Consider the following 24,908-nt stretch of genomic DNA (forward strand, 5'->3'; position numbering starts at 1 on the left):
AGGGAGAACCGAGGGGCCGCCGGAAGTTGCCGCTTCCAGCGGCCCCGCCTTCTTGTGTCAGGCCGCCGGGCCGGTGGCGTCCGGGGTGGCGTCCTTGTCGTCGGCCGTCTGCTCGGCGTGCAACTGCTCGCAGTCGGCCAGGTAGCGAGCGGCAGCGGTGAAGATCTCGCGGGCGGTGGCCAGGTCGGCGTCGGTGACCGGCCCGGCCCCGGTGGTGGAGATGTGCACGTTCGCCTCGTCGGAGCTGAACTCCAGGTACGGGCGCGGGTCGTCGAGCAGCAGCCCTGCGCCGGCCCGGAGGCGCGCCGTGTGGAAGGAGACCCGGACCTGCGGCTCGAGGTCCGGCCGCAGAGACAAGGTGATGTAGGTGTAGGGCCGGTGCGCGCTCATGCCGCCACCCCGCGCCCGTCCGGGAGGCCGTAGAAGCTGCGCTCCAGCGAGCGGGCGAAGCGCGATGCCTCACGGGCGAGCTGGCGCGCGAACTCCAGGTCCTCCACCGTGACCGGCCCACTGGTGGTGACCAGGACGGAGGTGGCGCCGAAGTCGAGCGCCAGAACGGGCTCACGACGCGGGAACGGGTGGTTGAGAGTGCGGGCGGCGTGCCCGGTGGTCAGCCGGATCACGCTGTTGCGCGGGGTACGACGTCGTGTCATTTAGGCGGCGTCCTTCCCGGCCGAAGCCTTGCTCTGGGCGGGCTGATTGAGCTGGCGGGGGGCGTGCATCTCGCGAACCTTGATCGAGTACGCGAGACGGCCGGCGGCGTTGACGTACGGCGTGACGGACATGCCGTCGAACTCGACCGGCGTGAACGGCAGCCCCGGCATCGGCTGAGGGGGCACCGGCTGCACCGGGGCGAGGATCTTGACCGCCACCGTCTTCTGGGCGGGCTTGAGGGTCGGGTCACCGTCCATGACCGCGACCTGCCAGACCAACTCACCGGTCTGCTTGTCGCGGGCCTGCACGAACCGGCCGCCGGCGGAAGCGTCGAAGTCCTTGACGGGCTCGACCTCGCCGACGACGTAGCAGCCGTGCGGGAAGACCATGGGGTAGGTGACGGGGATGGGTCCCTGGATGGCCATGTTGTTCCTCTCGATAGCGGAGGACAGCTCTTCGTTCGCTCGTCCACTTGTCCGCATGAGTGGAGAGTAGGTGACCGCAACTCGTCCGCACAAGTGGTTGAGCGGTAAGTGGCGGGTAAGAGTTAGCTCACCTTGAAGACATCTTCGAGCACGTGCAGGTTCCCCGGCAGCGCCAGGCTCACCACCATCAGCACGTCGCCGGCCGCATCGTGCACGGTGGCCAGCACCCCGAGGACCGGGTTGGACGACCCGAGCAGTTCCGCTTCTTCCTTGGTCGGCCTGCGTGCGCTGACTCGTTCGGTGATGTGGTCGAAGCGCAGGTGCTTGACCGCCTGGAGATGCTGGCGGACACCCCGCCGCAGGGGCTCGGGCTTGTCCAGGTCGGTGCCGATCGCGTGTTCCAGCGGTACCCAGATCGTCTCTACCGCCGAGACCACATCGGCTTGCTGTGCCACTCTCTTCCGTGCAATCAGCGGCGTTCCCTCGGCGACGCCCAGCAGTCGCGCGATATGTCGGGGAGCCGCCACACGCCCTGCCTCCAGGACCGCATCGGCATTCTCGCCCTGCTCGGTCGTGCTCAGGCTGGGACGTACGGCCTCGGCAGCGCTCTGCGGGCGACCTTTGACGAACGACCCGCGGCCATGCTCACGTTCGATCCACCCCTGCATGGCCAAGGTCTGAAGAGCACGCACGACAGTGGTCCGGCCGACGCCGAGTTCGCGCACGAGCTGGGTCTCAGACGGCAGCATGTCACCCGGGGCGTACTCGCCCGATTCGATCCGCTCCTGAATCGTCCGCATGACCTGCGCGTACTTGGGTGGGGCGAAATCCATGCCCATCTCAACCGCCCGTTCACTCTTCCACTTGTGCGCATAAGCACAGTACCGGCTGAGGCAACCGTCTGTCAGTGGCCCTCGTCCAAAGGGCAGCAGGATGTAACCGGCTCAAGAGCCTTCACCATGGCAACGCACGTGGGGCACGCTCTGGGCGCAGTCACAGAGAAGGGCACCGACCAACCACACATAGGCAGCGGCCAGGCCGGCGACGAGCACACCGCCACCTCGGCGCCCGGCTTCACGGCGTGCAGCACGGTCGACTGCCCCGTCCTCATCAGCCCGGTCACGAACGCCGGGGGAGTAGCTACCACGATGGGCTCCTTCAGATCGAGGTCATCCCACTGGAGCGGCCAGCGCCGTATGCCGTAGGGCAGTTCACAGGCGTAGCCGTCGAGCCGAACCAACGCCGTCGTACCGTTGCTCAGGACCGCCACCACCACGCCCCGACGCCCGACCAGCGCCGAGTGAAGAGCACGCGTGCGCACATGGCTGTGGAAGGTGTTCACGATCGTCGCTGTCCAGCCGATGCGCGAACCCGGGTCGCTCACGACGACTCCGAAGTCTGCCTAGACCGGAGTTCGGCGTAACGCATCGCAACCCGGCGAGCCGCCCCGAGAGGATCATTCGCCGGATGCCACGCATAGATAACCCGGTGGCGATCGGGATTCCATCCGGTACGCCACCAGAACCGCCTACCGTCGCACCAGACGACCAGGCCCACCCAGACCGAAACCAGCGCCAGCCCATAACCATCATGGACATCGGCATTGATTCCATGGTGGCGCAATTCTTGTTGCAGGAACGCGGCCGATCGACAGGGACCGCCGCCGATCAGCATGGAGGCGGTCACTTGACGACCCGCTCAAACAGCACGGACCCCGCCGGATCGAGATATGCGCGGAAGATCTGACGGCTTGACAAAGCGTCAGAACCCGCACCGAAGTCGAAGACCCTATGCACGATGCTGCCCCGGACAGAGACGTCATCCGGCACGCTCCGCATCGCCTTGCGCAGCTCGTCCATAGCCGTGGCCTGAAACGCCGAGGACCCGCACGCCCCCAGAGCGTCGCCCTGCTTCGAGGGGATGTGGACCTCCCACTCGAACCGCTCTTGCGGCGTCTCGGCCGACCCTGGGCAGTACAGGCAGTCCTCTTGCGCGGACGCTGCCAGACCCAGCCCGGCCGCCGCTACATGGCCGCGCCGAGTGACGATCTTCCAGCCCCGCCCGTCGCACTCTGTACATCTGACTGGCGTTGTCATGCCGGACAGCATGATTGCCGATACTTTTCAGACCTATCCCACGCTGATATACGACCACGGGATATAGGCTCCGCCGCGCGTGGGAAAGCATCATCCGGGCGCGAAAAGCCGGAGGTAACCAATGCAGAATGGCGCGTTCGACCCCATCGAACTACCCGCCACCGTCTGGGAACACGAACAGACCCGGGACATTCTCAGAAAGCGCGACATCGCCGGACTTTTCAGCATCGCAGCCAAATATGGCGCCAGTCAGGTCCGCATCGGCACCGCCACCGGCCTCGGCCAACCCCGCGTCAACGCCATCCTGCGCGGCAACGGAACGATCAAAGAACTCGCCGTCATCGAGCGCATCGCCGCCGGCCTACGCCTGCCCGATCACGCTCGCATGCTCCTCGGCCTGGCCCCGCTCGACATCGCCTCACCCACCGGCGACCACGACGACGAACACGAAGAACAAACCACCGAACTCCTCGGCCGCCTGGACGCCGCCTCAGCAGTAGACGACACCACGGTCATGATCCTCCGCACCGACACCAACAACCTCCGCCTGCTGGACCGCCGCCTCGGAGGACCCGCCATCACCGACAAAATGCACGCCCAGATGGCCCAGATCGAACGAGCCCACCGCCACGCAGTACGCCCACGCATCCGCGCCCAACTCGCCCACCTACTTGCCGAAACAGCTTCCTTGGCCGGCTGGCAGGCCATCAACACCGTGGCGCTCAACGACGCCTGGAACCACTACGAACGCGCCAAGGCCGCCGCTCGCGAAGCCGAGGACGCCGCCGTCCTGGCCTACGTCTCTGGCGAACAGGCATACGTCCTCATGGACCTGGGGCGCCCCGCTGAAGCCGCCGAACTCCTCCAGCACATCCACGCCACCCATCGCGACCGCGTTCCCGCCCGCCTCAGAACATGGCTCGCCGCAGCCGAAGCTGAAGCCGCGGCCATACTCGGTGACGAAGCCGCATGCCGCCGAGCGCTCGACCAAGCCGCCTTCGTGTTGCCGGAAGGCGACGGCGACCCGGATATGCCTTACCTGTCCATCAACGCCCACCACTTCGCCCGCTGGCGCGGAAGCTGCCTACTCCGCTTCGGCGACCCCAGCACCGTCGAGGACCTACGCTCAGCACTTGCCGGGATGGACGGCACCTACAACCGTGCCGAAGCAGGCGTCCGCTGCGACCTCGGCCATGCCCTGCTCGCTGCTGGCGAGCCTGAGGCAGCACAGCCCCACATCCAGCGCGCCAAGCAGTTGGCCACCATGACCGGCTGCCGTCGCCAACGACGCCGCATCGAAGAACTCTCGCGAGCGGTCAACCGAGCTCTCGGCCGTTGAGCCGCTGCTGAGCCTGAAGCAGCCCGATCAACGTCCCAGACGTCCAGATGTCACCGCGGGCAATCATGCCGGGAATCTCGGCCATCGGAACCCACTCAATCCGATCGGCCTCCACCTCACCCTCAGGCTTACCGACCAACTCGGCGCCGCGCACCAGGAACAGGATGTGCTCGGAGTCCACCATGCCGGCCATCGGCTGATAGCTCACCAGGTGCTCAACCCGCTTCGGCCGATACCCGGTCTCCTCCTCCACCTCCCGCACAGCGGTCGCCATCGGATCCTCGCCGGCCTCCACCAGCCCGCCGGGCAGCTCCCACCCCCACCGGTCGAACACGAATCGATGCCGCCACATCAGCAACACCCGATCCTGCTCATCCACAACAACGGCAATCGCGGCCCGATCCAGATGCACTACGTGATGCTCGAACCGCTCCCCACCCGGGATCTCCACATCAGCCAGCCCCAACCGGATCCACCGGTTGTCGTAGATCAGCCGTTCACCGTGCACTATCCAGCGCGTCAGCTCAGCGTCATTAGCCACACCGCGAAGCTACCGCCTTGCTCAGTCCCGGTACACAGTTTCCAGGTGACCCAATGTGTGTGGATCTCACTGTCCGTCTGTTGAGTGCGGGCTGTCCAAAAACCACTAAAAAGTGCTTCCAAAATATAGCGGTGCGACGGTAGCTCGGTTAGGCCACAACCTATACAGGTCAGTTACCATGCGCATCTTGTAACAATCGCAATAAAGTGGCTACTCTGCGATTGTGTCTGGTGAGGAAGCGCACTTCAAGGGGCAGGATGGCGCGCAGAGAGCGAAACGATGGCTCGACGCAACGACCCGCGTGAACGTGAGATGGGTAAATCCTGAGCCGCACGCCGTACGCAAACTGACATTCTATTGGACCGACGGCGAAGACTACTCTTTCGACTTGGGTGGCATCTTCCTAGGAGACGAGCTTGACGGGCAAGAGTTCTTTGCGGAGTCCAAAAATTATAAGAATGCCTCCGACCAGGGCGGTCATTACGTGAAATATCTTGCTGGTTGTTATCGTGCATATGATACACGGCCAGAGCGCTGCGATAACTTCATGTGGATCACATGGTCGCCATTTAATACGACGACATGGGATAAGCTCATGGCTCCCGATACAGTCAAGGCAGCAGTTCTGAAATTCTCCGGCAGAGTGCTTGGAGAGCCAGATGAAGAGGCCGCCCGCGGTCTTATTTCGGAGGATATTTGCAAGGCAGTCTCTGAAAGGCTGTGGATGATCGTACTATCGGAGAGGCAAGAGCGGCATCTTACCCTCTCCCAGAAACACTTAGCGGTCATTCGTTATCATGACACGAACGGAGGTTTGTTATAATGCGACGCGACTATACGTCCAGAATAAATGCTGCGCTACTGAATGACTCTCCCGCTGAAACGGTAGCAGATGTGAAAAGTGCGGTGATTGCGGAACTTCAGGCGCTAGACTCACAGATCGAGATAACCAATACGGAATACTTCAATCATTCGTTTGTCCCAGATCTTGTGGCGAGATGGCCGCATGACCCGACTGTGGACGATCGTTATGTTTATCTTCGATTCAACTCAGATCTTCAGTATTTCATTAGCGAAGTAGATCTGATCCAGGACAATCATCCTATTGTAGTTGGTTTAGGAGAAACACCGAGGGATGACGGCGCATCCGCACAGAAATTACATGATGTATCTAATCGGACTGGAACACTGGTCACCGATCCTACTGGATTGGAACAATTCATCGAAGACCGTCCTGACAAGCTGATGCAACTCATGGGGACTGCCCTTGCTCAGGGCGGCAAAGGTCTGGTCGATGCTCCTGTAGCCTACGGAGCTGCCGGCACCATCAAAAGTGGAGTGGCAGGTGCTATTGAAAGAAACACATCGGCGACGGGACGTGCAACTGTCGCTATAGATCAACTACTTGATGAACGTCATGCAAGTAGGATGATGAGAGTATTCCAGGCTCTATGGATCGGAGCGGGTGGACACCTCGAAGAGTTTCCAGGACGCCGAGACCTAGGCACCGACGTCTCGGATGATGCTCTTCAGTTCCTTCTTGAGTTTGAGGATATCGATGATGAGGAGTTCTGGTATCGGCTCGGATACAAGCTGACAGTGGGGCAGCTATCACGCCTCTCTCTGCCCCATGGTTCGTCAAACCTCGACCGATTGATGAAGGCGATCGCTGGTTCGTTGTCAATCAGATCCTGCCGTATAGTGGAGTATCCGGAATGGCTTGACGATCAGCACTTGCCTTACTGGATGATAGCCAGATCGACTCTGGCTCTGAGAATGGCAGGGTATATTGCCTATCTTGCTGAAACTGCCGATCACCTGCAAAAGAATATTCGAGCCAAGCCATCGCCCGGCATATCGATAGAGGTTCTACAGCAAAGGTCGCACGAGGTAGTGCTCGACGAAGTCGAACTGCAGGTGGGTGACCGCAAAATTTCCTTGAGCTCGGTCAACAAGGAGGATGTAGTAAGGGACGACTTCCTGCCATCCCTGCAATCGGCATTTACGAGTGACGTAGAAGTGCAGCGAGCCGTACTTGCGCTATCAAGGACACGACATCTGACATGTGACTTCACCACTCTTACTGCTACAACTAGAGGGCCAATCAAGGTTGATTTGCCGACACTAGCTCTTGCCGCAATCCCACTACTTGTTGACGTCAGCGAAGAAGAGTTTCGGCGTCTAGCAGATATGATGCCTTCGCGTACACAAAGCTTGAGGCATCCCTCAGAAGGCATCTTCTGATCGTGGTTCCGTACTGGGCAGCTTTTGAATCAGCGATACTTAGAAAAAGAGTTCCGACGCTACTCTATTCCTAGATACGAATCGCACTCGCACCGGCGACAAGAACCCGTTGCGCAAGAAAACGCACTAGCTCGATGTCGTGGCCTAGCCGTTCCGCCTCACTAGAAAACGGAAGAAGAAGTTCGGCAAGCTTGCTTCCACCATCATCCTTAGTGTGGACGATTCGGCAGCGTAGATCATAAATTCTATCGGCAGCTTGATCTCTCAGGTCGGCTTTCTTATTCTTGGTATCTATGCGAGCAACATCGCGGATCACCTGTTGCCCGGCGTAAAAGTTTGCGCGTTCAGGATCATCAAGAAAACTCTTCAAACGATCGTCAGATACGCAGGCACGCAGCGTGGCCTTCAGCTGGTCGCGTTCTCTCCCCGTACCGCTATCGGTCTGCCCTGACATGCGTATAAGACGAGTCAGATCACTGTCATCATCTATCTTGAACGATGGGTCGCGCAGCTCATTGCGTATACGCTCGATAAGTTCTCGGTGGCTGTATTTGGGAAAATAGTACTCGAGCACTTGGTAATATGCCAGGAACTGCAGTAGAGGCATGCCCGCAGCCGATCGACCGTACCAATAAAGACTCAGGGCCTTTGGTTGATATGTCGATCGTGGCATTCGGGGAACGTCTACAGCCGACCCAGAGCTAGGATTCTTCTTAAGCCTGATCGCCCGTGTGACCTTGCGTAGCCGTAAAGGCACGTTATAACGGACGTCCATGTCAAAGAATATAGAATCTGAGACATTCTGTAGCAGCGCAAGCAGAGCGTCGTGTCGATGTTCTTTGACTCCTTGAAGACGCAACACAGTCATGTCCGAGCGCTCCCTTGTACCAGAACTCGATAGCGCAGCGAAGCGGGCGCTCGGAGTACCAAACTCGATCGCCATTCCGGTCTCGGTGGAGCCGTTCAAGGGAAGTCGCCATCCGACATCCCTTTGATTGATCGCGACATCTTCGTCGCTGAAGAGGACTTCATCATTTATAGGCGAGTTCACCGAGACATTATTTATACTTGACTCTAGAGATATGCGCTGCACCCCAGGAAGGCGATCAAGCCGCAGGCTAACCCTGGGCTTAGAGTCGTAGGCGTGCACACGTGCCTCGATTGTTTCCGAATCTGAGAAAAAGAAAGTTTCCAGATCGCCAAGGGCTGCAGTTGCGCCGATGTTGTGGCCTAGCAAACGTGCAGCTTTGGCTGCATCCGCATAATACTCCCTTTGTCGCCGGCCATTAGGAATGGATACATGCGCAATTAATCTGTAGCCGTCGCTCAGTGGCCAAACTTCCCACTCGAACGAAGTGTTGTCAGCCCGGCACTGGGCCTCAAGCAGGAGTCGGGCATCGTCTCGCGGTAGTTGCTCCTTCATCGCTTCTATCGAAGGAAGCTCGTCCGAGATCTGACCATCCGTCATGAGACGACTCTATAGCAGCGCTCCCTTCTTCTCGACGCTGCCGTAAGTCGTTGTGGACTTGTTGCAGTGGCGCGCAGGAGGGGCAGACCAGTTCGAACGTGCGTAGAGTGCTCATTGCCGAATTGTTCTTTTGAAAATCAAGCGGCGGCGCGGCGCGCCGCCGTACCCCCGGCCCTCCGCCCGCCCGCCGTCCGGGCGTGCGGCCTGGGGGCCGGTCCCGGACGGCGGCGGGACACCGGGCCGGCCACCGCACGCCAGTCCCGCCGTACCAACCGAACCCACCGACCAGGGTTGCCACGCCGCCACACAGATACAGCCCTACGATCGCCACTGCATGGCCGGCCACCGTGCATGGCTGGGGGCGATCGACGATCCAGGGTTCGTTCCTCACCCTGGCTCACCGAGTTATGTGGCTGATCGTCGTTCTTGTAGGAGGCGCTACGTCACCTGAGGCGTTCCGGGCGGCTACCTAGCATGGTCGCCACTCTTTCGCACAAACGCGCGGATCCCATAATCTGGCGTGCTCAGCGCTGATGCACGAGGCCGGAGTCTCCACATGGGCATCCTGTACGACTACTACCGAGCCGCGGACCGCGAGGCGGCGATAGCCAGGCCAGACCTCGGACGCGCCGGAGTTCGTGTCTTGCCGGGTCAGCCCGAGTTCGATGGGGTGGACGCGAAGGGCATAGACCCTGGAGTGATCCTTGCTCGGCTCATCGGGTTTATCCGAGGCGTTCCCTGGTCGGTTGATCTAGTTGAGATGGCGGAGATCTACCCGCCGTCAGAAGGCGCGCCCACGACGGACGAGGAGTGGGATGCGTTGCCGGAGGACTCCCCGTACCTGGATGGTCCGGGGATCGAGGAACTTTCGGTATCTGTACGCGACACTCTCGCTGATGTGGACGACGAACGTCTGCCCGCGCTCGCGCGACAGTGGGCAGAGATTGAGGAGTTCAGTACCTGGAGTATCGACGACGGGCATCTGCTGTCACTCATCGAAGCCTTCGTTGGCTTAGCACGTCGTGCCAAGAAAGATGATCAGTTGCTCTACTGCTGGATGTGTATGTGAGGCTGTGTGCGTGTCTTATCAAGACCGGGCTGTGCGCGGATCATCGGCTGGCGCCGACTCGCGGGATATGCGCGGGATGATCTTCTCTGGTGCGGGGGACGCGGGAGCCGTACACCGAGCTCGGAGGTCCGAAGCGGTCAGGAACGTCGACCCGCTGTAAAACCGTCGGCTCAGCCTACGCAAGTTCGAACCTTGCACCTGCCACCAGCAGTAACAGCAGATCAGAGGCCCTACGGGGCCTCTTCTGCGTTTCAGACGTCATGCAGCCGGATGCCGCCGTGAACGGCCTGTGGTCGCAGGTCCCGGATATGTCCGGAATGGATCATGGAGCGTTTTCCCTGGTCGGAGGCCGTGATCCGGAGGATTCGCGGAATGCTCGGGCGTGGGAACGCAGTGGGAACGGCGAAGGGCCCGGGTGGCGTTCCGGGACCCTTCTGGGTGGTGCTGGTTGATCACGCAGGGTGGGCGTCCTCGATCCGCTTGTTGGCGATCTCCTGTTGGCCGTCGAGGCACTTGACGTAGACCCTTAGCAGCACGTCCACACCGTGTCCGGCTCGCTCGGCCACGTCCGGAGCGGCCACGCCCACGTTCAGCCAGAGGGACACCGCAGCGTGCCTCACAGGTCTTACGGGCGGCGAGCGAGCGGTGAGGCGAACTGGGCGGGCGTCAGGGCCAGCTTCCGGGCCTCTCGCCAGACCTCGGTGTAGGCCGTCGAGGCGACGACTCCATCACGCTCGCTGCGGAACAGCCGGCCATCCTCAGCGACGCCGAACTCCTCGATGTGTTGCCGAAGAATCCGAACCAGCTTGGGCGGGATGGGCACCGGGCGGACATCGTCGCGGCCCCGGTGCCTTGAGGCCGCGTTCCTCGTGGGCGTCCCCGGTGTCGGTCCACTGGACGTTGACCTCCGGGCGGGAGACATCCACGAGGATACGGCCCCAGCGAGTTGCCGGAGGTTGGCAGTCCTGCTGTCGGAGCGCCAGCGTCTCGCCGGGGCGGAGGGCGGCGTAGTACATGCATGCGAACATGGCCTGAAGTCGGCGCTCGCGGCCCCGCCCGCCCACGGAGGCAACTGCGGCCAGCAAACGCCTCAGCCTGACGAGGATTCACCACCACCCGCGGATCCACCGTCTCCGTGGTCTTGGGCGGCTTTCACTTGACCTTGTGCACGGGGTGGGCGGGCAGCTCCTTCAGCTCCACCGCGTACTCCAGAACGGCGTGAAGGACCGCGCGCTTGCGGCGGATCGTATTCGCGCTCGCGGTCTTGCCGTCGAGGCGGAGGGCGAGGGCGTCGGGCGCCAGGCGTACCGTCTTGGTCTCGTTCAGATCGGTCAGGTTGAGCGAGGCAGCTTCCAGCCACCGAAGCGCCTGCTTGCTCTCCAACGGCACATCAAGGCGACGCCTGGCCTCAGGCAGGAGAGCGTACTTGCGCAGAGCCGCGCGCAAAATCCCGGCGTCCGGACGGCCGGGGCGCTCCTTCGTGAGAGCGGGCAGGACCGTGGCGAGAGCGTCAGAGATGCTGTCGCGCGTCTTGGCCGCCGCGTGCGGCCGCTTCATGCCGACATACGCACTGACGAAGGCGTAGACGGTACGGGCCTCCTTCGCCTTGAGCACCGACTGAGGGAGGCCCGTCTCCAGGTCGAACAGCTCACCCTTCTTGGCCGCCTGGCGCGGGTCAGAGAGCCAGTTGTTCGCCTGCGCCGAGGTGCGGAAGGTCTTGGACTTCTCCCGGCCGGCCACGGTCCAGCGCACGGTGTAGGAGATCGTCTTGCGGTCCGGCCGCCTGACCGGCCACCACACCCTCGGCGGCTATCGCCGCTTCTGTGGGATTGAAGCGCGGATGCTTTTTCCCAACGGTAAGGACCCGGAGATCACTCGGTCCCGGTGATGACACCCCGTGCAAGACCCGGCCACGGGAGGATGGGGGACATGACGCACTACAGCAGGCTCCACAAGATCGTGATTGATGTGCCGGAGGGCGATCACGACAAGGAACTGACGTTCTGGCAGGAAGCAACCGGCCAGGCGTTGACCCCCTTCCAGCGGTACCCGGAATACCACGGCGCCCTCTTATCCGGTGACGTCTTCGCCCTGCTCATCCAGCGACTCGGGACAGGCCCTGCGCGTGTCCATCTCGACATCCACACCGACGACCTGGAGGCGGAGACCGCGCGCCTGGAGGCCCTCGGCGCCCGACGTCTGCGGCTGGTGAACGACCATTGGTGGGTTATGGAGGACCCCGCCGGGCTGCCCTTCTGCGTCATCCCCCAGCCCTCGGGTTCCCTGAACGAGCACAATGCCCAACGCTGGGACGACTGACAGTGCCTGATCCGGACCGAGTGAGCGTACGACACCCGACCGGCGCCGTCGCACACATGCGGCCCTTACGATCGCCACGGCATGGCGGGTCGCCGTAGATCGCTGGGGGCGATCGACGATCCGTGCTTCGTTCCTCAGCACGGCTCACCGAAAAAGGCGGTTGCGGTCAGTGTCCAATCTGAGGCCTGCTGCAGCCGTTTCAAGGCATCTCTCATGATCCGGAACATGCACGGAATGATCTTCAGGACCAGCGTCTTGCCAGGCGGTCGTCACGCAGGTCAGAAGCTGCATCCAGCCGGAACGGGTGACGCCCTGTAAACCGTCGGCTCAGCCTACGCAAGTTCGAACCTTGACCTGCCGCCAGCAGTAACAGCAGGTCAGAGGCCCTACGGGGCCTCTTCTGCGTTTCAGGGGTGTGCAGCCAGAGCTGCTCTGAGCGGCCTGTTGTCGCTGGTCCACCAATAAACGTGCAATGACCTTGGCGGCGTTTCCGCTGGTCAGTCCATGGTTTGCGGCCAATGCGCGGCCCGGAGCCCCGCTGGTGGCCGGGGCTCTGGATGGGGTTGGGCTGTGAGTCATGCGGCGAGGGCTTCGTCGATCCGCTTGTTGGCCGTCGATGCACTTGGCGTAGACCCTCAGAGGACATCAACGCTGTGGTCGGCTCGTTCGGCGACGTTCGGAGCTGGCACCCCCGCGTTGAGCCAGAGGGACACCGCCGCGTGCCGGAGATCGTAGGGACGCTTGACGAGCGGAGAGGCCACCTGGGCGGGCATTAAGGCCAGGAGCCGAGCGGCCTGCCACACCTCTGTGTACGCCGTTGAGGCGACAACACCGCCTCGCTCGCTACGGATGATCCGGCCGTCCTTGTCCGTTCCGTACTCGGTGGGGGACGCTCGCGAGGAACGCGGCCTCAATCACCGGGGCAGACAAGACGTCTACGGCAGATCTCAACGCATGGAAACGTCGGAGAAGGACTTCTTTGCTTCGCAAGCCAGCCATCAACTGCCTAATGTGGAACCTTTTGCTTTAGGGTCCGCCATGCTTTCCCCTATCCCTGCGGTGTGGATTTGGCGAGATGTTACTCTAATCTCGCCGCTGCCCATACAAATGTCTCCAGGTCTGGATTGCAAACCTGCTCATTGCCTTCAGGGGCAAGAATTACCAGCTCCACTCGGAGGATGTTCTTAACAGATATGTCAATGGGGATCGCTTCTCCGGCCTGCCTGGCTTCTTTGGTGAATAAGCGCTTCCCGTCGCCGTATATGGCAAATGTCAAGGGAATCTCTTCAGGGGAATCATCGGCAAGGCCTGCCAGTGCGCGAAGTCGATCATACTTGCGACCTATGACATAAGCTTGCGATACGGGTCGGCCTAATTCGAAGCAGAACGGGACGAGTAGGGCTTGCTTATATGAGCGGGCGTTTAGATTGGCCGATCCGACTGTGAGGGTCTCCTGTACGGGGGTAAGTCCTAAGAGGGGCATGGTTGGTGAAGAAGGCTCGCTAGTCTCAGGGCCTGCAGAAGTAGTGCTAGCGGGTTTATTTGAATGATCCTCTGTAAGGAAATTCGACTTACTGCTCGGGGTGGCGTCGTTCAAGGCTGGTGCGGTGACTGTTATCGTGGCAGTTGGAGTTGCATCCTGGGCTCCAACTTGTATCCATCCCGTAGCCATTCCACCCATTGCCGTGACCACGGTACTCGCAAATCCAAGTCCTAGCGTCCAATACGCTAGACGAGTCTTTTGCCGTTCTGTCCCCTCTGTTGATTGATTGGAAGGGGCGGGCGGATTCTGATTCACGGCGACAGGGTAGCGCAGGTTCTTCTCCCAAATCACCGAGTCGCCCGAAGTGGCATAGATGCCCTATGTCCCAATATGTGGGTAGTTCTCCATTCCTGCTCTGGATGACCGGTTAGGGGCAGCGTCTCCGGCGCGGAGTTCGAAAAGCTCCTGACTGACTTCGAGCACGAGGCCAACCACCTGGAGACGCGCGACGCCTATGGCACCGAGGTCGAGCTGCCTTATGCGTAGCCGGGCCCGGCGACGCCCTGGAAAACCGTCGGCTCAGCCTACGCAAGTTCGAACCTTGCACCTGCCACCAGCAGTAAGTGCAGCTCAATGGCCCTATGGGGGCCTCTTGTGCGTTTCAGGGGTGTGCAGCCAGATGCAGCTCTGAGCGGCCACTCGGTGAGCCAGGGCGAGGAGCGAACTTTGGATCGTCGATCGCCCCCACCACGTATGGCGGCCGGCCACGTTGTGGCGATCGATCACGAACGACGCTGCTCGAAGGGCTCCGGTTTGCCCCGAAGTCTTTCGGCGTTGCGGGGCCGCTTCTTCCGCGCATACTCCGGATCATGGCCGTCCACCGCGTATATCCCGTGACCAGCGAGACGGCCGTGACGACCTGACGCTCTGGATGCGCCTGCGCCTGAGCCTCGGGGCGGTCCGGTTCGACCTCAGGGCCGATCCGCCCAGAACGGATTCCGCCCGGCAGCGTGTTGCGGAGGTCCAGGCCGCGTTGCCGTTCGCGGGCGCCCCCACCATCGAGCAGCAACTGCTGGCCGTGCGCGCCCGGATCGCCGTCCTCACCGGCGACCTCGACGAGGCCCGTACGGTCCTGGACCGGCTGACCGGCTTCGACGACCTGCTCACCTACCAGGAGCGGATGCGGCTCGACGTCTTGCGCAACCGCGTTTTGCTCCTGGAGGGCGAGCAGGACACCGCGCTCGCCGGGCTGCGCAAGCTCGCTAAGCAGGCCCAGCAAGGCGGCAACATGAACCTGGCCGCGGACATCTGGCGACTCGTCGCCGAATCCCTGACCAAGTAGGGCGCTGTCCCGGCCCGGGTGGCGGCGTGCTGCTCGCCGCCATGACGGTCCAGAACTCCCATTCGATCCGTTCGGTCAGTCTGCACCACCAGCAGTAACAGCAGCTCAGAGGCCCTGCGGGGCCTCTTGTGCGTTTCAGGGGTGTGCGGCCAGATGCCGCTCCGGTCGCGTCTCCGCTCTCGGCCTCGAGCCGCCCGTCGAGATGCGCGACAAGCAGGGATGGCGTGACGAATGTACGTGCGATGGGATCAGGTCGGTGCGCGCGACCTGCCCGGCTGTCCCACCTGTCTGGGCCGAGGGTCGGTTATCCACCTCGGGGACTCGAGGCCCGCGCGTACGCTTGTCCGCGCGCCCTGTCCCGCCTGCTCCGGATTTCGGCACAGATCGGCCTGGCCTGACCGGTGATTTTTCCGCGTCGTGCTGGTCTTTACGCCTAGTACCGGCTTACAGGAGGCTGACGCCATGCGGAAACTGACCTTCGGCATGAACCTGAGCCTGGACGGCTATGTCGCTGCACCCGGCGACGATCTCGGCTGGAGCGTACCGAGTGACGAGCTGTTCCAGTGGTGGTCCGACCGGGTGGGCGCGACGGACCTGGCGCTGTACGGGCGCAGGTTGTGGGAGACGATGAGCTCCCACTGGCCGACCGCCGACCAGCAGCCTGGCGCCACGCCGGCGCAGAAAGAGTACGCCCGCCGCTGGCGGGACATGCCGAAGGTGGTGTTCTCCTCGAAGACCATCAAGGTCGACTGGAACACCCGCCTGGTCACCGGCGACGCGGTCACCGAGATCACCCGGCTCAAGGCCGAGGACGGTGCCCCCATGGACATGTGCGGCGCCACACTTGCCGCAGCGGCCGCACGGGCCGGACTGATCGACGAGTACGTGCTGGTCACCGCACCGGTCTTGCTGGGCGGCGGCAAGCCGTTCTTCACAGCCCTGGACAACTGGGTGAACCTGACCCTGGTGGAGACCCGGACGTTCCCCGGCGGCGTACTCCTGACCAGATACGAGACCAGGCGCTGAGCACCCGACCTCGGATCGGCCCGTGCTCCGGGCTACCCGAGGAAGGGGCGCACGGTGCAGATGAGAAGTACAGCTTGTCAGCGAGCCCTGGCCGGCGCTCGGAGCCCTGTGGGTTGGCTGCGTGTCACGACGCCAGTGCCTCTTCGATCCGCTGTTGGCGATCTCCTGTTGGGTGTCGATGCACTTGGCGTAACCCCAGCCAGAGGGTCGCCGCCGTGCCGCCGGCCATCCGTCCGCTCGTCGTCCGAGGGATGCGGCCTGAGGGCCGCTCCCGGACGGCGGCGGGACACCGGGGCGGGCACCCCACGCCAGCCTCGCCGTACCAAGCGAACGCTCCGACCGCGAGCCGCGCCGCCGTACGAAAGCAGCCCACGTGGTCAGCGCCAGATGACGGCCTGGGTGCCGCGGCCGGTGCTCCAGTAGTAGGTGACGGAGCCGGCGATCCAGCCTGAGTTGTTGATGTCGAAGGCTTGGGTGCTGGTGACCCGCGCGTCCGTGGGCAGCGGCAGGAGGCGGGGCTGGGCGGTGGGGGAGTCCCACAGGGCGGCGAAGCTGTACCAGTCGCCAGCCTTGCTGTAGCCGCCGACGATCTGGCCGCGGTCGTTGATGGCGTCGGCACCGGCGTAGTCGGAGGCGTCGGCGGGCAGGGGAAGGGCCGTCATGGAGGAGCCGTTCCAGAAGAAGCCGCGACGGCGGCCGTCGGCCGTGTCGGAGTTGCCGACCACCTGGCCGAAGTTGTTGATCGAGTTGGGTGCGCTCATCCCGCCGAGCGTGCCGAGCTCGCGGCCGGTGCCGTTGTGCCACAGGTACGCCTGGTAGGTCGACAGCGGCAAGCCCTCGTCGTTGACGGTGTAGTTGTCGGCGCCGACCACCTGGCCGTGGTCGTTGACGGCGTTGGCGGTCAGGCCAGGGCGGCGGTCGATGGCGGTTCGTACGTCACCGGACAGCAGGAAGGCGCGATATTCGGCGAATCCGGGCGTGGGCGCGTAAGTGACGACGACGTGCCCGTTGGCGACCGCTGCGGCGCAGAAGCCGGGGGCGCCGTGCGCGCCGAGGTCTGTCATCTTGCCGTTGTGCCAGAGGAAGGGAGTCCACTGGCCCGAGGGCAGCTCGCTGCAGCCGACGACGCGCCCGTCGTCGTCGATTCCCGAGGCGAAGCTGGTCTCGCCACCGAGCGTGCCGAGGTCGGTCATCGTGCCGTTCTTCCACAGGAACGCGTGGCTGACCCCTGACTCCAGCGGGCTGTCGCCGACGACGTGGCCGCGGTTGTTGATCCCTCGGGCGATGCTCCATGTGCCGCCGAGGGTGCCGAGGTGGACGATGCGGAGGCGCTTCGGACTCGCCGCGGCGGCCGGCGGCGAGGCGAGCGGGGCTAACGACGCGGTCGTGATCAGGGCGATGGCCATGGCCATGGCACGGCGGAGGGATCGACGCATGTTGAGGATTCCCTTCGAGGGCACGCACGGGGCGATGTCATGATCAGCCTAGGCACGGCCCAGGCCGATGTTTCTCACGGAATCCTTACGTCCGGCAGGCGTCGCGATGATCTTGCAGCTTTGCCCGGGACGCTCTCCGAGGACACGAGCGGCCGGTGTCGACGACGATCATTTTCCGCGCGCCCTCAGCGCAAATCTCCTCGGTATGGGCGGCCAGGGCTGCGCGGCCAGCGTGGGCGGAGCCCGTAGAACGCCGAAGGCCCATGGTTCGCTCGGACGCGGTTCGGTACCAGGCCCGGAGTCTGCGTCAGCCTGCCAGTCGGGCGAGTGCCAGTGCGTGTGCCTGGTCGAGGGATTCCGCGGCAGCGCAAGGGATGTCCGGCTGCACACCGGTGCCCTCCCAGTTCGTGCCGGAGACGGGGTTGATGGCGCGGCCCGTGGGGACGGTGACCTCCAGGTGGGGGTGCACGGTCCAGCCCTTGCACGGGTGCGCGCCGCCGCGGGTGGGCTCGCCTACCACGACGGCGCGGCCGAGCTGCTGGAGGTCGTAGGCCAGTTCCTCGGCGGCGGAGAAGGTGCTGTCACTGGACAACACGTACAACGGTTTGCTGCCGCCGAAACGCGCGCCGGGAACGTGGGGCAGACTCCAGGACTGCTCGCTGCGTTCGCCGCTACGCCAGTACATGCTGTTGAGGTGGGTGCGCTCGTCCAGCAGGTAGCTGCAGACGAAGGCGACGGTGTTCGGGTCGCCGCCCCGGTTGTCGCGAAGGTCCACGATCAGCGCTTGGGCGCGGGAGGCCAAGGTGAGCGCGGCGCTCAGCGGTTCGGCGGCCCACTCCAGCGGGAACAGCATCGGCGCCAGCTCCACCACGGCGACTCCTCCGTCGAGCAACTCCACCCGGGGCGCACCGCCCAGCGAGGTGTCGAAGTCCCGGCGGATGGATTCCAAGGTCGCCGCGTCCTGCTCGGGGGACACCGGGTCAGCGTGGTGTTTCAGTCTCAGGTGCTTGTCGCCGTTGACGGACTGCAGGTCCGCGGTGACCAGACGGGCGAGTTCCTCGGCAGTGCCGGCGTCGTACGCGCCCTCGGCGAGGCGTCGTCGCAGCAGGTCGGCGAGCTGCTCGGCTGTCTCAGGGAAAACGTAGTGCTCAGTCAGCAGTCGGGCTGTCTCGTTGATGACAGGGGCCGGCTGAAGATTCGTCAGAGTCGTCACGGCAGGGAGTAGATCAGTGCCCTCGCGAAAACGTCAAAGGCGCTTGGACGCCTTCGGCAGGCGTGATCAGCCTTCCACCCACTGCCACTTTCTGAGGATGTTCTGGAGATCGGCGCGCCACTGGTTGCAGCTGACACCGAGACAAGCCACCACGCGTGACGCGTCGGGAGGCAGGAAGAGTTGGAAGTGGTAGGCAGGCTCGGCGCTTCTTACGATGCCGAGGATGAGATGCTGCAGTTCGCAGGCTTCGAGCTGCGTGACCGCCTCGTCGAATCCTAGGGGTTGGACGTTCTTTCGGCGGGTGAGACGTGCGCGACGCTGGTAAGTCCTGATCAGGGGGAGCGTCTCGACCAGTTCCGGCCATATTTCGAAGTACGCATCGGCCGCGAGCGCCTGACGGCATGCATGGCCGGCTTTCCCTGCGGTGGCGAGGAGTTGGACGAGCGTCTCTCTGTCCACGACGGCAGCGTACGCACAGCGCTTCACCCTGTTCGAGCCTCTTCTTGGGGCTTTTCGGGATGGTCAGGAGGGCGCTATGCGTCGGCAGGGTCGCGTAGGGCGAGTGCTTCGGTGTCGGTCAGGCCCTTGCGTGCTGCGATTCTGCGTCGTGCCCGTACCTGTGCGCTCGTGCGCGGACGGTATTCAGGCTCCCTGCCGCAGCCGCAGGGCTCGAATCCCTCGTAGCGGAGTCCTGCTCTCAGAACGGCCGCGACGGCTGCCCAGTTGCGGTTCTTGGTCTTGCGTGGGGCAGCGAAGTCATGGCCGGCGAAGAGCATCGGCCGCCGGCAGCGGGTGCAAAGGTGCTCTGCGCCATCCCAGGGCAGTTTGTGACTCTTGCGGCAGGAAACGCATACGTAGTGGACCTTGTAGGTGACCTCCGCATATGTGCACACAGGGACAGAGTATTTGACGGAGATCTACGTGCAGTGATTTCGGCGCTTGCCGCCCCGTTGGTGCCGTACCGGCTGCTCGCCTCAGCGAACGCCGGCTGACACCACATGAGAGCAGAGAAGATGACTACCCAGATCAATCACGTCGATCATGAATTGATTCGGGCTGCGGCGCATGTCGCGGCCGCGCGCTGCCGGGGCGACAACCACACCATGGCGGCCGCCGCTCGGAACCAGGATGGCCGGATCATCACGGCGGTGGACGCCTACCACTTCACCGGCGGCCCCTGCGCGGAGCTGGTCCTCATTGGTACGGCTGCCGCCCAGGGCGCTTATGACCTGGACACCCTCGTTGCCGTGGGCGACCGCGATCGAGGCGTCGTGCCCCCATGCGGCCGGGGGACACCAGACGCTGAAATGTGCTGCCGAAGGATCTTGACCAGCTCCGGAGGCACAGGCCGCGTAGCTCGTGAGCGTCACCTGGGCCGGTCCACTTCGGGGAGCTGGTCGCCCGGTGGGATGCGGTAGACGGACACGTGGGAGCGGGACTCCGCGGTGAAGTCTGCTCCGGACCAGTCGGCGTGCCGGCTCTCCAGCTCAAATCCGGCCAGCTGGGCCATGAGATCGAGCTCGGACGGCCAGATGTAGCGGTGGGGGCTACGGAACAGACGGGCCTCTTTGCTCGCATCGAACGTGAAGTGGTGTGACACGACGTGCTGCCGCACGATGTCGTAGGTGTCCAAGCCGATGTATCCGGGCTCGCTCTGGAAGACCACGGCCTGCTGACCCGTGGGGAGCTTGCGCAGCTCAGGGACCCAGAGCTCGATCACGAAGCGGCCGCCGGGCAGGAGATGACGGGCAGCGTTACGGAAGCAGGCGACCTGCTCGGCTTGGGTGAGCAGGTTGGAGATCGTGTTGAAGACGAGGTACACGAGCGCGTATTTCCCCGGAGCCGTCGCGGTTGCCATATCGCCGGCGATCACCGGGATCGTCGCCTCGTCCACCTTCGCGCGAAGTTGGTCGATCATCGGAGTTGACAGCTCGATGCCGGTGACGGGCACCCCGCGCTCGGCCAGTGGCACAGCTACCCGGCCTGTTCCGATGGCGAACTCAAGCGCACGACCCTCGCCTGCGAGTTCGGCGAGGCGGTCCACGGTCGGCTCCAAGACCTCAGGAGCGAACATGCCGACGCCCGGCGTGTCATAGCGCTCGGCGGTCTCGGCGTCCCAGATGTCCTCCTGTTGCATGTCGGCAAGGTTGCCAACGGGCGCATGGGTTGTCCACGGATTTACCGCAGTCTCCGCAGCCGCGGTCGGTCTTCGCCCCGGTCAGGCAATGGACCAAGGCCGCTGAAGGCCGGGCTCGCCCTATTCCTGATCAGAGATTGCGCGTGGGTGTTGGGTGGCATGGCGAGGTCGTTCGAGCCATTCAGGGTGGACTGAGTGTGGGCGTCGACCTGCTTCACTCAGCGGGTGCCAGGAACCGCTCGCCGGCTGGCTCGCCCTCGCGGGACATCCGCGGGACGATCTTCCTCGGTAGGGAGAAGGTGAGAGCCATGCACCAAGGTCAGAGGCCGGATGCAGTGAGGAAAGTCAACCTGCTGTGAAAACCTCAAAGGAGGTTGTGGCGTTTTTGCTGGCGGCCAAGATCACTGGCGTGGTGTTCACTCCGAGCGTCCTCGATGGGCTCCTACTCGTCGACGCTATCCGTCAGTGATACGGATGGTTGCTGCGCTCACCCTGAACCTCATGCGGGTAGTGACCGTAGTGCTGTTGACGCCGGCGTTCGAAGTAGCCGATGCCCATCATGCTCCCCCCGGCGAAGGCGGCTACGCAGAGGCAGAAGAGCAAGGTAGGCAGCGCGAAGGCGTACTCATATCCACTTGCGGCGCCGATCAACAAGAAGAGGAGGAGGAAGGCACCGGCAGCAGCGCCGGCGACCAGCCCTGAGCGCACAGGATGGGCCGCAGAGAACCGTTGACGGCGATTCGGCTTGGCATCACCACCCAACCGTGCATCCACTCGCCACAACCAGTCCGCAATCGGCCTTGACGTTCGCACAGGAAATCCCTTCCACGCCTCCCCACTGCCGAGGCTTCCGAGCCAAGAATGGACCTGAAATGATCAGGCTCGGATGAGCCTGCCCAAGGAGTACCTATGGCTACCAAGCTCCTCGTGTTCGTCGCCTTCTTGCTGATCGGCTCAGGTTTACTTGCCGGCCTGATGCCTGTTACCGCAGAAGGTGAGGCGTGTGGTTCCGCATACGTGGCTGCCTCTCTTCCTGATTACTTGATGGACGAGACTCGTAACTGGATAGCAGAAGAAATGGAGTACAGGAACAGATGTGAGGATCTTCGAAATCTTGTTCGGATTCCCGCTACCGTCCTGATCGCCGCAGGGGCGGCCACGCTGATCGCTGCTTTCTTCTCGCGGAGGACGATCTCTATAGCGAGAAAGTGACTGGCACGCTGTCGCACTACTGTCATCATCCCCAGCAGCAGCAATGCTCGGCAGTCGGGCCCGCGACAACGGCTGGCAGCGATCGCCTTCGACTGGCTTGGCCCAGCACCTCTGGCCCGAACGCTCGTGCCGGGATTGCGGCGTTGCCCCGTAGATGCAGCCCGCCTCATCGCCACCGCATGGCTGGCCGTCATGCCTGCTGGGCCGCCGAACAACATGGTTACGGTATGAAGGCAAGTTGGTTGGCGTCTGTTGGCGGCTGCCCGTATGGAGCAGAATGATCACATGAATGAGGCCATCCAGACCGAGCAGATGTCGGGCGTCGTACGGACCCTCAGGTTCATCTTGATTGTGCAGCTGGCCTTCGGGCTTTTCGGTGCAGCGATTATGACGCCGGTTTTCCTCGCGGCCTTCAGTGATCCGAGGCTTTTCGCCCTGTTGCTGCAAACCGTCGTGGTCGTGGTGCTCATGGGGTGGCTGGTGGCCCGATGGTCGTCCCGCAGGAAGTGGGTGCGGTGGTTTGCCATCGCCTTCGAGGTGGTCGTGGTGGGCAGCAACCTCATCTTGGCCGTCGTCGACAGAGAGTTCGATTGGGTGACGCTGGTCTACCCGGCCACCCTCCTGCCATTGGCAATCGTCATTGGATTGCTCACGCCCACGGCAGCCCGCTGGTTCGACCGCTGACCTGGGTCTCTCCCTGTCGGTGTGGTGGGTCATACTCCGCCGAGCCAGGATGATCATCGACAAGGCGAAGGCGTTGACATGGCACAGTTGCTGCGGAGGCTCGACGACGAGGTCTACGTCGAGTACAACACGTTCGGGCTGGAGGGCGCCGACCTGCCGGCGTGGAGTTCTCCCACCGACGAGATCTTCCACTTCATCGCGGGTGTGCGGCTGGAGGCCTGGGACGCCGAGCCGGGGGCCGCGGATGCCTCGTGGACGCCGGTCAGTTCGACGACGTTCGTCGCGGAGAGTGGCGTGGTCGCGATCGTGACGATGATGGACGGCAGTGGGCATGACTTCCTGATCGGGCCGCCGCATTTCGAGTACGGCGTGGACATGTACCTGCGTGAGCCTCAGCCGGGGGACGGGCATGCCACGGGGGAGTGCGAGGAGGCGTGGCTGCTGCGGTTCTGGCCGATCCGGGATGTCTTCGATCCGATCACGCACGCGGCGCCGTTCTCCTATATCGCGCGGGGCGTTCTGTACTACTCGATCGATCTCGCGCCCGAACAGCTCGTGCAGCCGCCAGCGCGGCGGGAGGTGCCGGTGCCGGTCTCGGCGGTGGAGGACTGGGCGTCGCTGCGTGCGGACCCGGAACTGGACACGTTCGACGGCTGGCTGCGTAGGTTGCGCGGCAAGGCGGAGGACAAGGGCGTCTCTGTTCACGAGTTGCTGCGCGCCGCGGGGGTCGACATCGAGGACGGCGTGGATCTCACCCCGGCCTCCTGCAGTCCGCCGCAGGCGCGTCCGGGGCGGTTCAAGGATCCGCTGGTCGACCGCTACTACGTCGAGCAGGCGCGGTGGAGCTTGTGGTCCGGGCAGGACCTGGACCATGATCGGCTGCGCGAGTACGCCGACAGCGAGCGCATCGCCAAGGAGTTGTGCCGTGGGGGCACGCATACGTTCTCGGTGCTGCTCGAAAGCCGTGGCGCCCTGCACGTACGCCCGGGCGTCAGCTGCCGGGTGTGGCGGTGGGAGGACGACATGCTCGGCGGCGAGCTCATGGACGAGGGGCTGACAGTGGATCGGCAGCTTCTGGCCAGGAATCCGTGGACCAGGCAGATTCTCGTCTCCGGCATCGTGACGGTGCTGCGCCGCGATCGCGACAGGCGCGGCTACGGCGACACCGTCTGGTACGTGGTGCGCGACGCCGAGCCGCACGAGGCGGCCAGGGTCTTGTGCGCGGAGGCCACTTGGGAGGAGGACCCGGAGCAGCGCCGGGCCTTGGACGAGGTGGCCAGGGACAAGCTGGTCGAGCTGCGGGCCACCTACAGGAGCCGGGAGGGGTGAGGGACGGGCCTCGGTCTGCTGCGTGTGCGAGGGGGCCTCAGTATTCGCGGACGCCATGGGCGGCCACTTTGTCGCTCGACGCGTTCGGGTGCACCTCGGTGATGCGCTCGGCCAGCAGCAGGGCAGCGGCGAGGCCGGCATCCGGCTTGTTGCCGAACAGTTCGAGCTCGGCCCGGTCGGCGAGGAAGTCCTCCGGGAGGCCGTCCTCGTCGCCGTCGAATATCGGGTCGAAGGTCAGGATCTCGCGACCGTCTGCGTAATGGTCGAAGGCCGCGACCAGGTTCACGTTGACGAAGACGCTCGCCGTGACCGTGCCGGCCGACAGGCGCTGCAGCACCTCGGGCAGGGTGCCGACGAAGCCGTTCCACTCGCTCAGGATGGTCCCGCCCTCGGCGGGCCGGGCGCAGATGAGCCCTTCGTCGAACTCGCCTTCCTCGTCGTCCCCGTCGAACACGTCGATGCCGAGGCGGGCCAGTGCTTCGCGCGGAGTGAGACCGCGGACGAAGGTCGCGCAGAACGCCTCGTCATCGAGCCAGTCGTAGTCGCTCACCAGGGGGGTCCTGTTCTCTCGGGACAGATGAGAGGAAGAGGATGGCAGGCGAGTCCGACGAAAAAGCCGGTTCGGCTGGGAGACCTCTGACCGTGGTCACATGCGTGGGTCGTTCGGGTTCACCATCAGCACCACGCGGTCGGCGTCGACGTCGAACCCCAGGTCCGGATGTCCGAGGTCTCCTTCCGCGCTCAGCAGCACCGACTTCCCGAGGCGTCGTCCGATCAGGCGGAAGACGTCCATGAGGACGTCCAGCCGTTCCTGGCCCTGCAGCTCTCTCAGATCGACATCGAAGTCGATCGACACGTCGTCCCACTTCAGGTCGGGCACGGTGTCCTCGC

Annotated in this window: 29 protein-coding genes; 11 read left to right on the forward strand and 18 right to left on the reverse strand. The window is 63.6% G+C overall.

Translation table 11 applies throughout. From position 1 onward, the window contains the following. Positions 1-57: 57 nt before the first annotated feature. The 6 genes from ACBR40_RS34430 to ACBR40_RS34455 all read right to left on the reverse strand — a co-directional run bounded on the left by ACBR40_RS34430 (position 58) and on the right by ACBR40_RS34455 (position 3,187). Complete coding sequence (locus ACBR40_RS34430) at positions 58-390, reverse strand: hypothetical protein (protein WP_371251424.1); 333 nt, start codon at positions 388-390, stop codon at positions 58-60. Continuing rightward, on the reverse strand, positions 387-653 hold the full coding sequence (locus ACBR40_RS34435; RefSeq protein ID WP_371251425.1) for a hypothetical protein: 267 nt from the start codon (positions 651-653) through the stop codon (positions 387-389). Before ACBR40_RS34435 ends, ACBR40_RS34430 begins: the two co-directional genes overlap by 4 nt. Continuing rightward, the gene (locus tag ACBR40_RS34440) at positions 654-1,079 is read right to left on the reverse strand and encodes a hypothetical protein (protein ID WP_020546937.1); all 426 of its coding nucleotides are present in this window, start codon (positions 1,077-1,079) and stop codon (positions 654-656) included. A 122-nt stretch (positions 1,080-1,201) separates the two neighbouring features. Beyond that, positions 1,202-1,918: a GntR family transcriptional regulator gene (locus ACBR40_RS34445; RefSeq protein ID WP_371251426.1), complete on the reverse strand. Its 717-nt coding sequence runs from the start codon at positions 1,916-1,918 to the stop codon at positions 1,202-1,204. Between the two features lie 65 nt (positions 1,919-1,983). Next, positions 1,984-2,463, reverse strand: a complete 480-nt coding sequence (locus tag ACBR40_RS34450) for a hypothetical protein (protein WP_371251427.1) — start codon at positions 2,461-2,463, stop codon at positions 1,984-1,986. Between the two features lie 298 nt (positions 2,464-2,761). Continuing rightward, complete coding sequence (locus ACBR40_RS34455) at positions 2,762-3,187, reverse strand: hypothetical protein (RefSeq protein ID WP_371251428.1); 426 nt, start codon at positions 3,185-3,187, stop codon at positions 2,762-2,764. Positions 3,188-3,296: 109 nt separating this feature from the next. Here ACBR40_RS34455 and ACBR40_RS34460 point away from each other — a divergent pair, with 109 nt between their 5' ends. Further along, positions 3,297-4,514: an XRE family transcriptional regulator gene (locus ACBR40_RS34460; protein ID WP_371251429.1), complete on the forward strand. Its 1,218-nt coding sequence runs from the start codon at positions 3,297-3,299 to the stop codon at positions 4,512-4,514. Here ACBR40_RS34460 and ACBR40_RS34465 read toward each other — a convergent pair. Continuing rightward, positions 4,492-5,055: an NUDIX hydrolase gene (locus tag ACBR40_RS34465; RefSeq protein WP_371251430.1), complete on the reverse strand. Its 564-nt coding sequence runs from the start codon at positions 5,053-5,055 to the stop codon at positions 4,492-4,494. The two genes, ACBR40_RS34460 and ACBR40_RS34465, sit on opposite strands and share 23 nt — an antisense overlap. Before the next feature lie 223 nt (positions 5,056-5,278). On the opposite strand from ACBR40_RS34465, the gene ACBR40_RS34470 reads away from it, so the two are divergent. Both ACBR40_RS34470 and ACBR40_RS34475 read left to right on the forward strand, forming a co-directional pair. Continuing rightward, a complete protein-coding gene (locus ACBR40_RS34470) occupies positions 5,279-5,878 on the forward strand; it encodes a hypothetical protein (RefSeq protein ID WP_371251431.1) in 600 nt (199 codons plus the stop codon). After that, complete coding sequence (locus tag ACBR40_RS34475) at positions 5,878-7,299, forward strand: hypothetical protein (protein WP_371251432.1); 1,422 nt, start codon at positions 5,878-5,880, stop codon at positions 7,297-7,299. The genes ACBR40_RS34470 and ACBR40_RS34475 overlap by 1 nt, the downstream gene beginning before the upstream one ends. Positions 7,300-7,369: 70 nt before the next feature. On the opposite strand, the gene mauJ is transcribed toward ACBR40_RS34475, so the two are convergent. After that, complete coding sequence (mauJ, locus tag ACBR40_RS34480; protein WP_371251433.1) at positions 7,370-8,767, reverse strand: methylamine utilization protein MauJ; 1,398 nt, start codon at positions 8,765-8,767, stop codon at positions 7,370-7,372. A 556-nt stretch (positions 8,768-9,323) separates the two neighbouring features. Between mauJ and ACBR40_RS34485 the strand changes: the two genes are divergently transcribed. Then, complete coding sequence (locus ACBR40_RS34485) at positions 9,324-9,836, forward strand: hypothetical protein (protein ID WP_371251434.1); 513 nt, start codon at positions 9,324-9,326, stop codon at positions 9,834-9,836. 452 nt (positions 9,837-10,288) lie between these two features. Here ACBR40_RS34485 and ACBR40_RS34490 read toward each other — a convergent pair whose 3' ends face one another. Together ACBR40_RS34490 and ACBR40_RS34495 are read right to left on the reverse strand one after the other, a co-directional pair. Next, entirely contained in the window at positions 10,289-10,441 is a 153-nt protein-coding gene (locus ACBR40_RS34490) for a hypothetical protein (protein ID WP_344208131.1), read from the reverse strand. A gap of 547 nt (positions 10,442-10,988) precedes the next feature. Beyond that, the gene (locus tag ACBR40_RS34495) at positions 10,989-11,588 is read right to left on the reverse strand and encodes a hypothetical protein (protein ID WP_344208130.1); all 600 of its coding nucleotides are present in this window, start codon (positions 11,586-11,588) and stop codon (positions 10,989-10,991) included. 177 nt (positions 11,589-11,765) lie between these two features. Between ACBR40_RS34495 and ACBR40_RS34500 the strand changes: the two genes are divergently transcribed. Further along, positions 11,766-12,155 (forward strand): VOC family protein, encoded by a 390-nt coding sequence (locus ACBR40_RS34500; RefSeq protein WP_344208129.1) that lies wholly within the window; start codon positions 11,766-11,768, stop codon positions 12,153-12,155. 1,078 nt (positions 12,156-13,233) lie between these two features. Here the strand turns inward: ACBR40_RS34500 and ACBR40_RS34505 are convergent. Then, entirely contained in the window at positions 13,234-13,836 is a 603-nt protein-coding gene (locus ACBR40_RS34505; protein WP_371251555.1) for an NPCBM/NEW2 domain-containing protein, read from the reverse strand. 733 nt (positions 13,837-14,569) lie between these two features. Here ACBR40_RS34505 and ACBR40_RS34510 point away from each other — a divergent pair. Both ACBR40_RS34510 and ACBR40_RS34515 read left to right on the forward strand, forming a co-directional pair. Next, positions 14,570-14,980 carry a hypothetical protein gene (locus tag ACBR40_RS34510; RefSeq protein ID WP_371251436.1) on the forward strand — a complete coding sequence of 137 codons (411 nt, stop codon included), beginning with the start codon at positions 14,570-14,572 and terminating at the stop codon, positions 14,978-14,980. A 462-nt stretch (positions 14,981-15,442) separates the two neighbouring features. After that, on the forward strand, positions 15,443-16,006 hold the full coding sequence (locus tag ACBR40_RS34515) for a dihydrofolate reductase family protein (protein WP_344208127.1): 564 nt from the start codon (positions 15,443-15,445) through the stop codon (positions 16,004-16,006). A gap of 377 nt (positions 16,007-16,383) precedes the next feature. Here ACBR40_RS34515 and ACBR40_RS34520 read toward each other — a convergent pair whose 3' ends face one another. From ACBR40_RS34520 to ACBR40_RS34540, 5 genes are all read right to left on the reverse strand, one after another. Next, the gene (locus tag ACBR40_RS34520; protein ID WP_371251437.1) at positions 16,384-17,442 is read right to left on the reverse strand and encodes a hypothetical protein; all 1,059 of its coding nucleotides are present in this window, start codon (positions 17,440-17,442) and stop codon (positions 16,384-16,386) included. 307 nt (positions 17,443-17,749) lie between these two features. Further along, positions 17,750-18,655 carry a S41 family peptidase gene (locus ACBR40_RS34525; protein WP_371251438.1) on the reverse strand — a complete coding sequence of 302 codons (906 nt, stop codon included), beginning with the start codon at positions 18,653-18,655 and terminating at the stop codon, positions 17,750-17,752. Positions 18,656-18,721: 66 nt separating this feature from the next. Then, positions 18,722-19,114 carry a hypothetical protein gene (locus ACBR40_RS34530; RefSeq protein ID WP_371251439.1) on the reverse strand — a complete coding sequence of 131 codons (393 nt, stop codon included), beginning with the start codon at positions 19,112-19,114 and terminating at the stop codon, positions 18,722-18,724. A gap of 515 nt (positions 19,115-19,629) precedes the next feature. Further along, positions 19,630-20,025, reverse strand: a complete 396-nt coding sequence (locus ACBR40_RS34535) for a hypothetical protein (RefSeq protein ID WP_371251440.1) — start codon at positions 20,023-20,025, stop codon at positions 19,630-19,632. Then, on the reverse strand, positions 20,022-20,792 hold the full coding sequence (locus tag ACBR40_RS34540) for a class I SAM-dependent methyltransferase (RefSeq protein ID WP_371251442.1): 771 nt from the start codon (positions 20,790-20,792) through the stop codon (positions 20,022-20,024). Before ACBR40_RS34540 ends, ACBR40_RS34535 begins: the two co-directional genes overlap by 4 nt. 474 nt (positions 20,793-21,266) lie before the next feature. Here ACBR40_RS34540 and ACBR40_RS34545 point away from each other — a divergent pair, with 474 nt between their 5' ends. The 4 genes from ACBR40_RS34545 to ACBR40_RS34560 all read left to right on the forward strand — a co-directional run bounded on the left by ACBR40_RS34545 (position 21,267) and on the right by ACBR40_RS34560 (position 24,017). Next, positions 21,267-21,494 (forward strand): hypothetical protein, encoded by a 228-nt coding sequence (locus tag ACBR40_RS34545; RefSeq protein ID WP_371251443.1) that lies wholly within the window; start codon positions 21,267-21,269, stop codon positions 21,492-21,494. Between the two features lie 207 nt (positions 21,495-21,701). Continuing rightward, positions 21,702-22,004 (forward strand): hypothetical protein, encoded by a 303-nt coding sequence (locus ACBR40_RS34550; RefSeq protein WP_371251444.1) that lies wholly within the window; start codon positions 21,702-21,704, stop codon positions 22,002-22,004. A gap of 285 nt (positions 22,005-22,289) precedes the next feature. After that, positions 22,290-22,688 (forward strand): hypothetical protein, encoded by a 399-nt coding sequence (locus ACBR40_RS34555; RefSeq protein ID WP_371251445.1) that lies wholly within the window; start codon positions 22,290-22,292, stop codon positions 22,686-22,688. Between the two features lie 78 nt (positions 22,689-22,766). After that, positions 22,767-24,017, forward strand: coding sequence for a hypothetical protein (locus ACBR40_RS34560; protein WP_344208119.1), 1,251 nt, complete (start codon positions 22,767-22,769; stop codon positions 24,015-24,017). Positions 24,018-24,054: 37 nt separating this feature from the next. Here the strand turns inward: ACBR40_RS34560 and ACBR40_RS34565 are convergent, their stop codons facing one another. Together ACBR40_RS34565 and ACBR40_RS34570 are read right to left on the reverse strand one after the other, a co-directional pair. Continuing rightward, on the reverse strand, positions 24,055-24,567 hold the full coding sequence (locus ACBR40_RS34565) for a DUF6461 domain-containing protein (protein ID WP_371251446.1): 513 nt from the start codon (positions 24,565-24,567) through the stop codon (positions 24,055-24,057). Positions 24,568-24,663: 96 nt separating this feature from the next. After that, positions 24,664-24,897 (reverse strand): hypothetical protein, encoded by a 234-nt coding sequence (locus tag ACBR40_RS34570; RefSeq protein WP_371251447.1) that lies wholly within the window; start codon positions 24,895-24,897, stop codon positions 24,664-24,666. Positions 24,898-24,908: the final 11 nt, after the last annotated feature.

Source organism: Nonomuraea sp. AD125B (genome assembly GCF_041402765.1).
GTDB lineage: Bacteria > Actinomycetota > Actinomycetes > Streptosporangiales > Streptosporangiaceae > Nonomuraea > Nonomuraea bangladeshensis.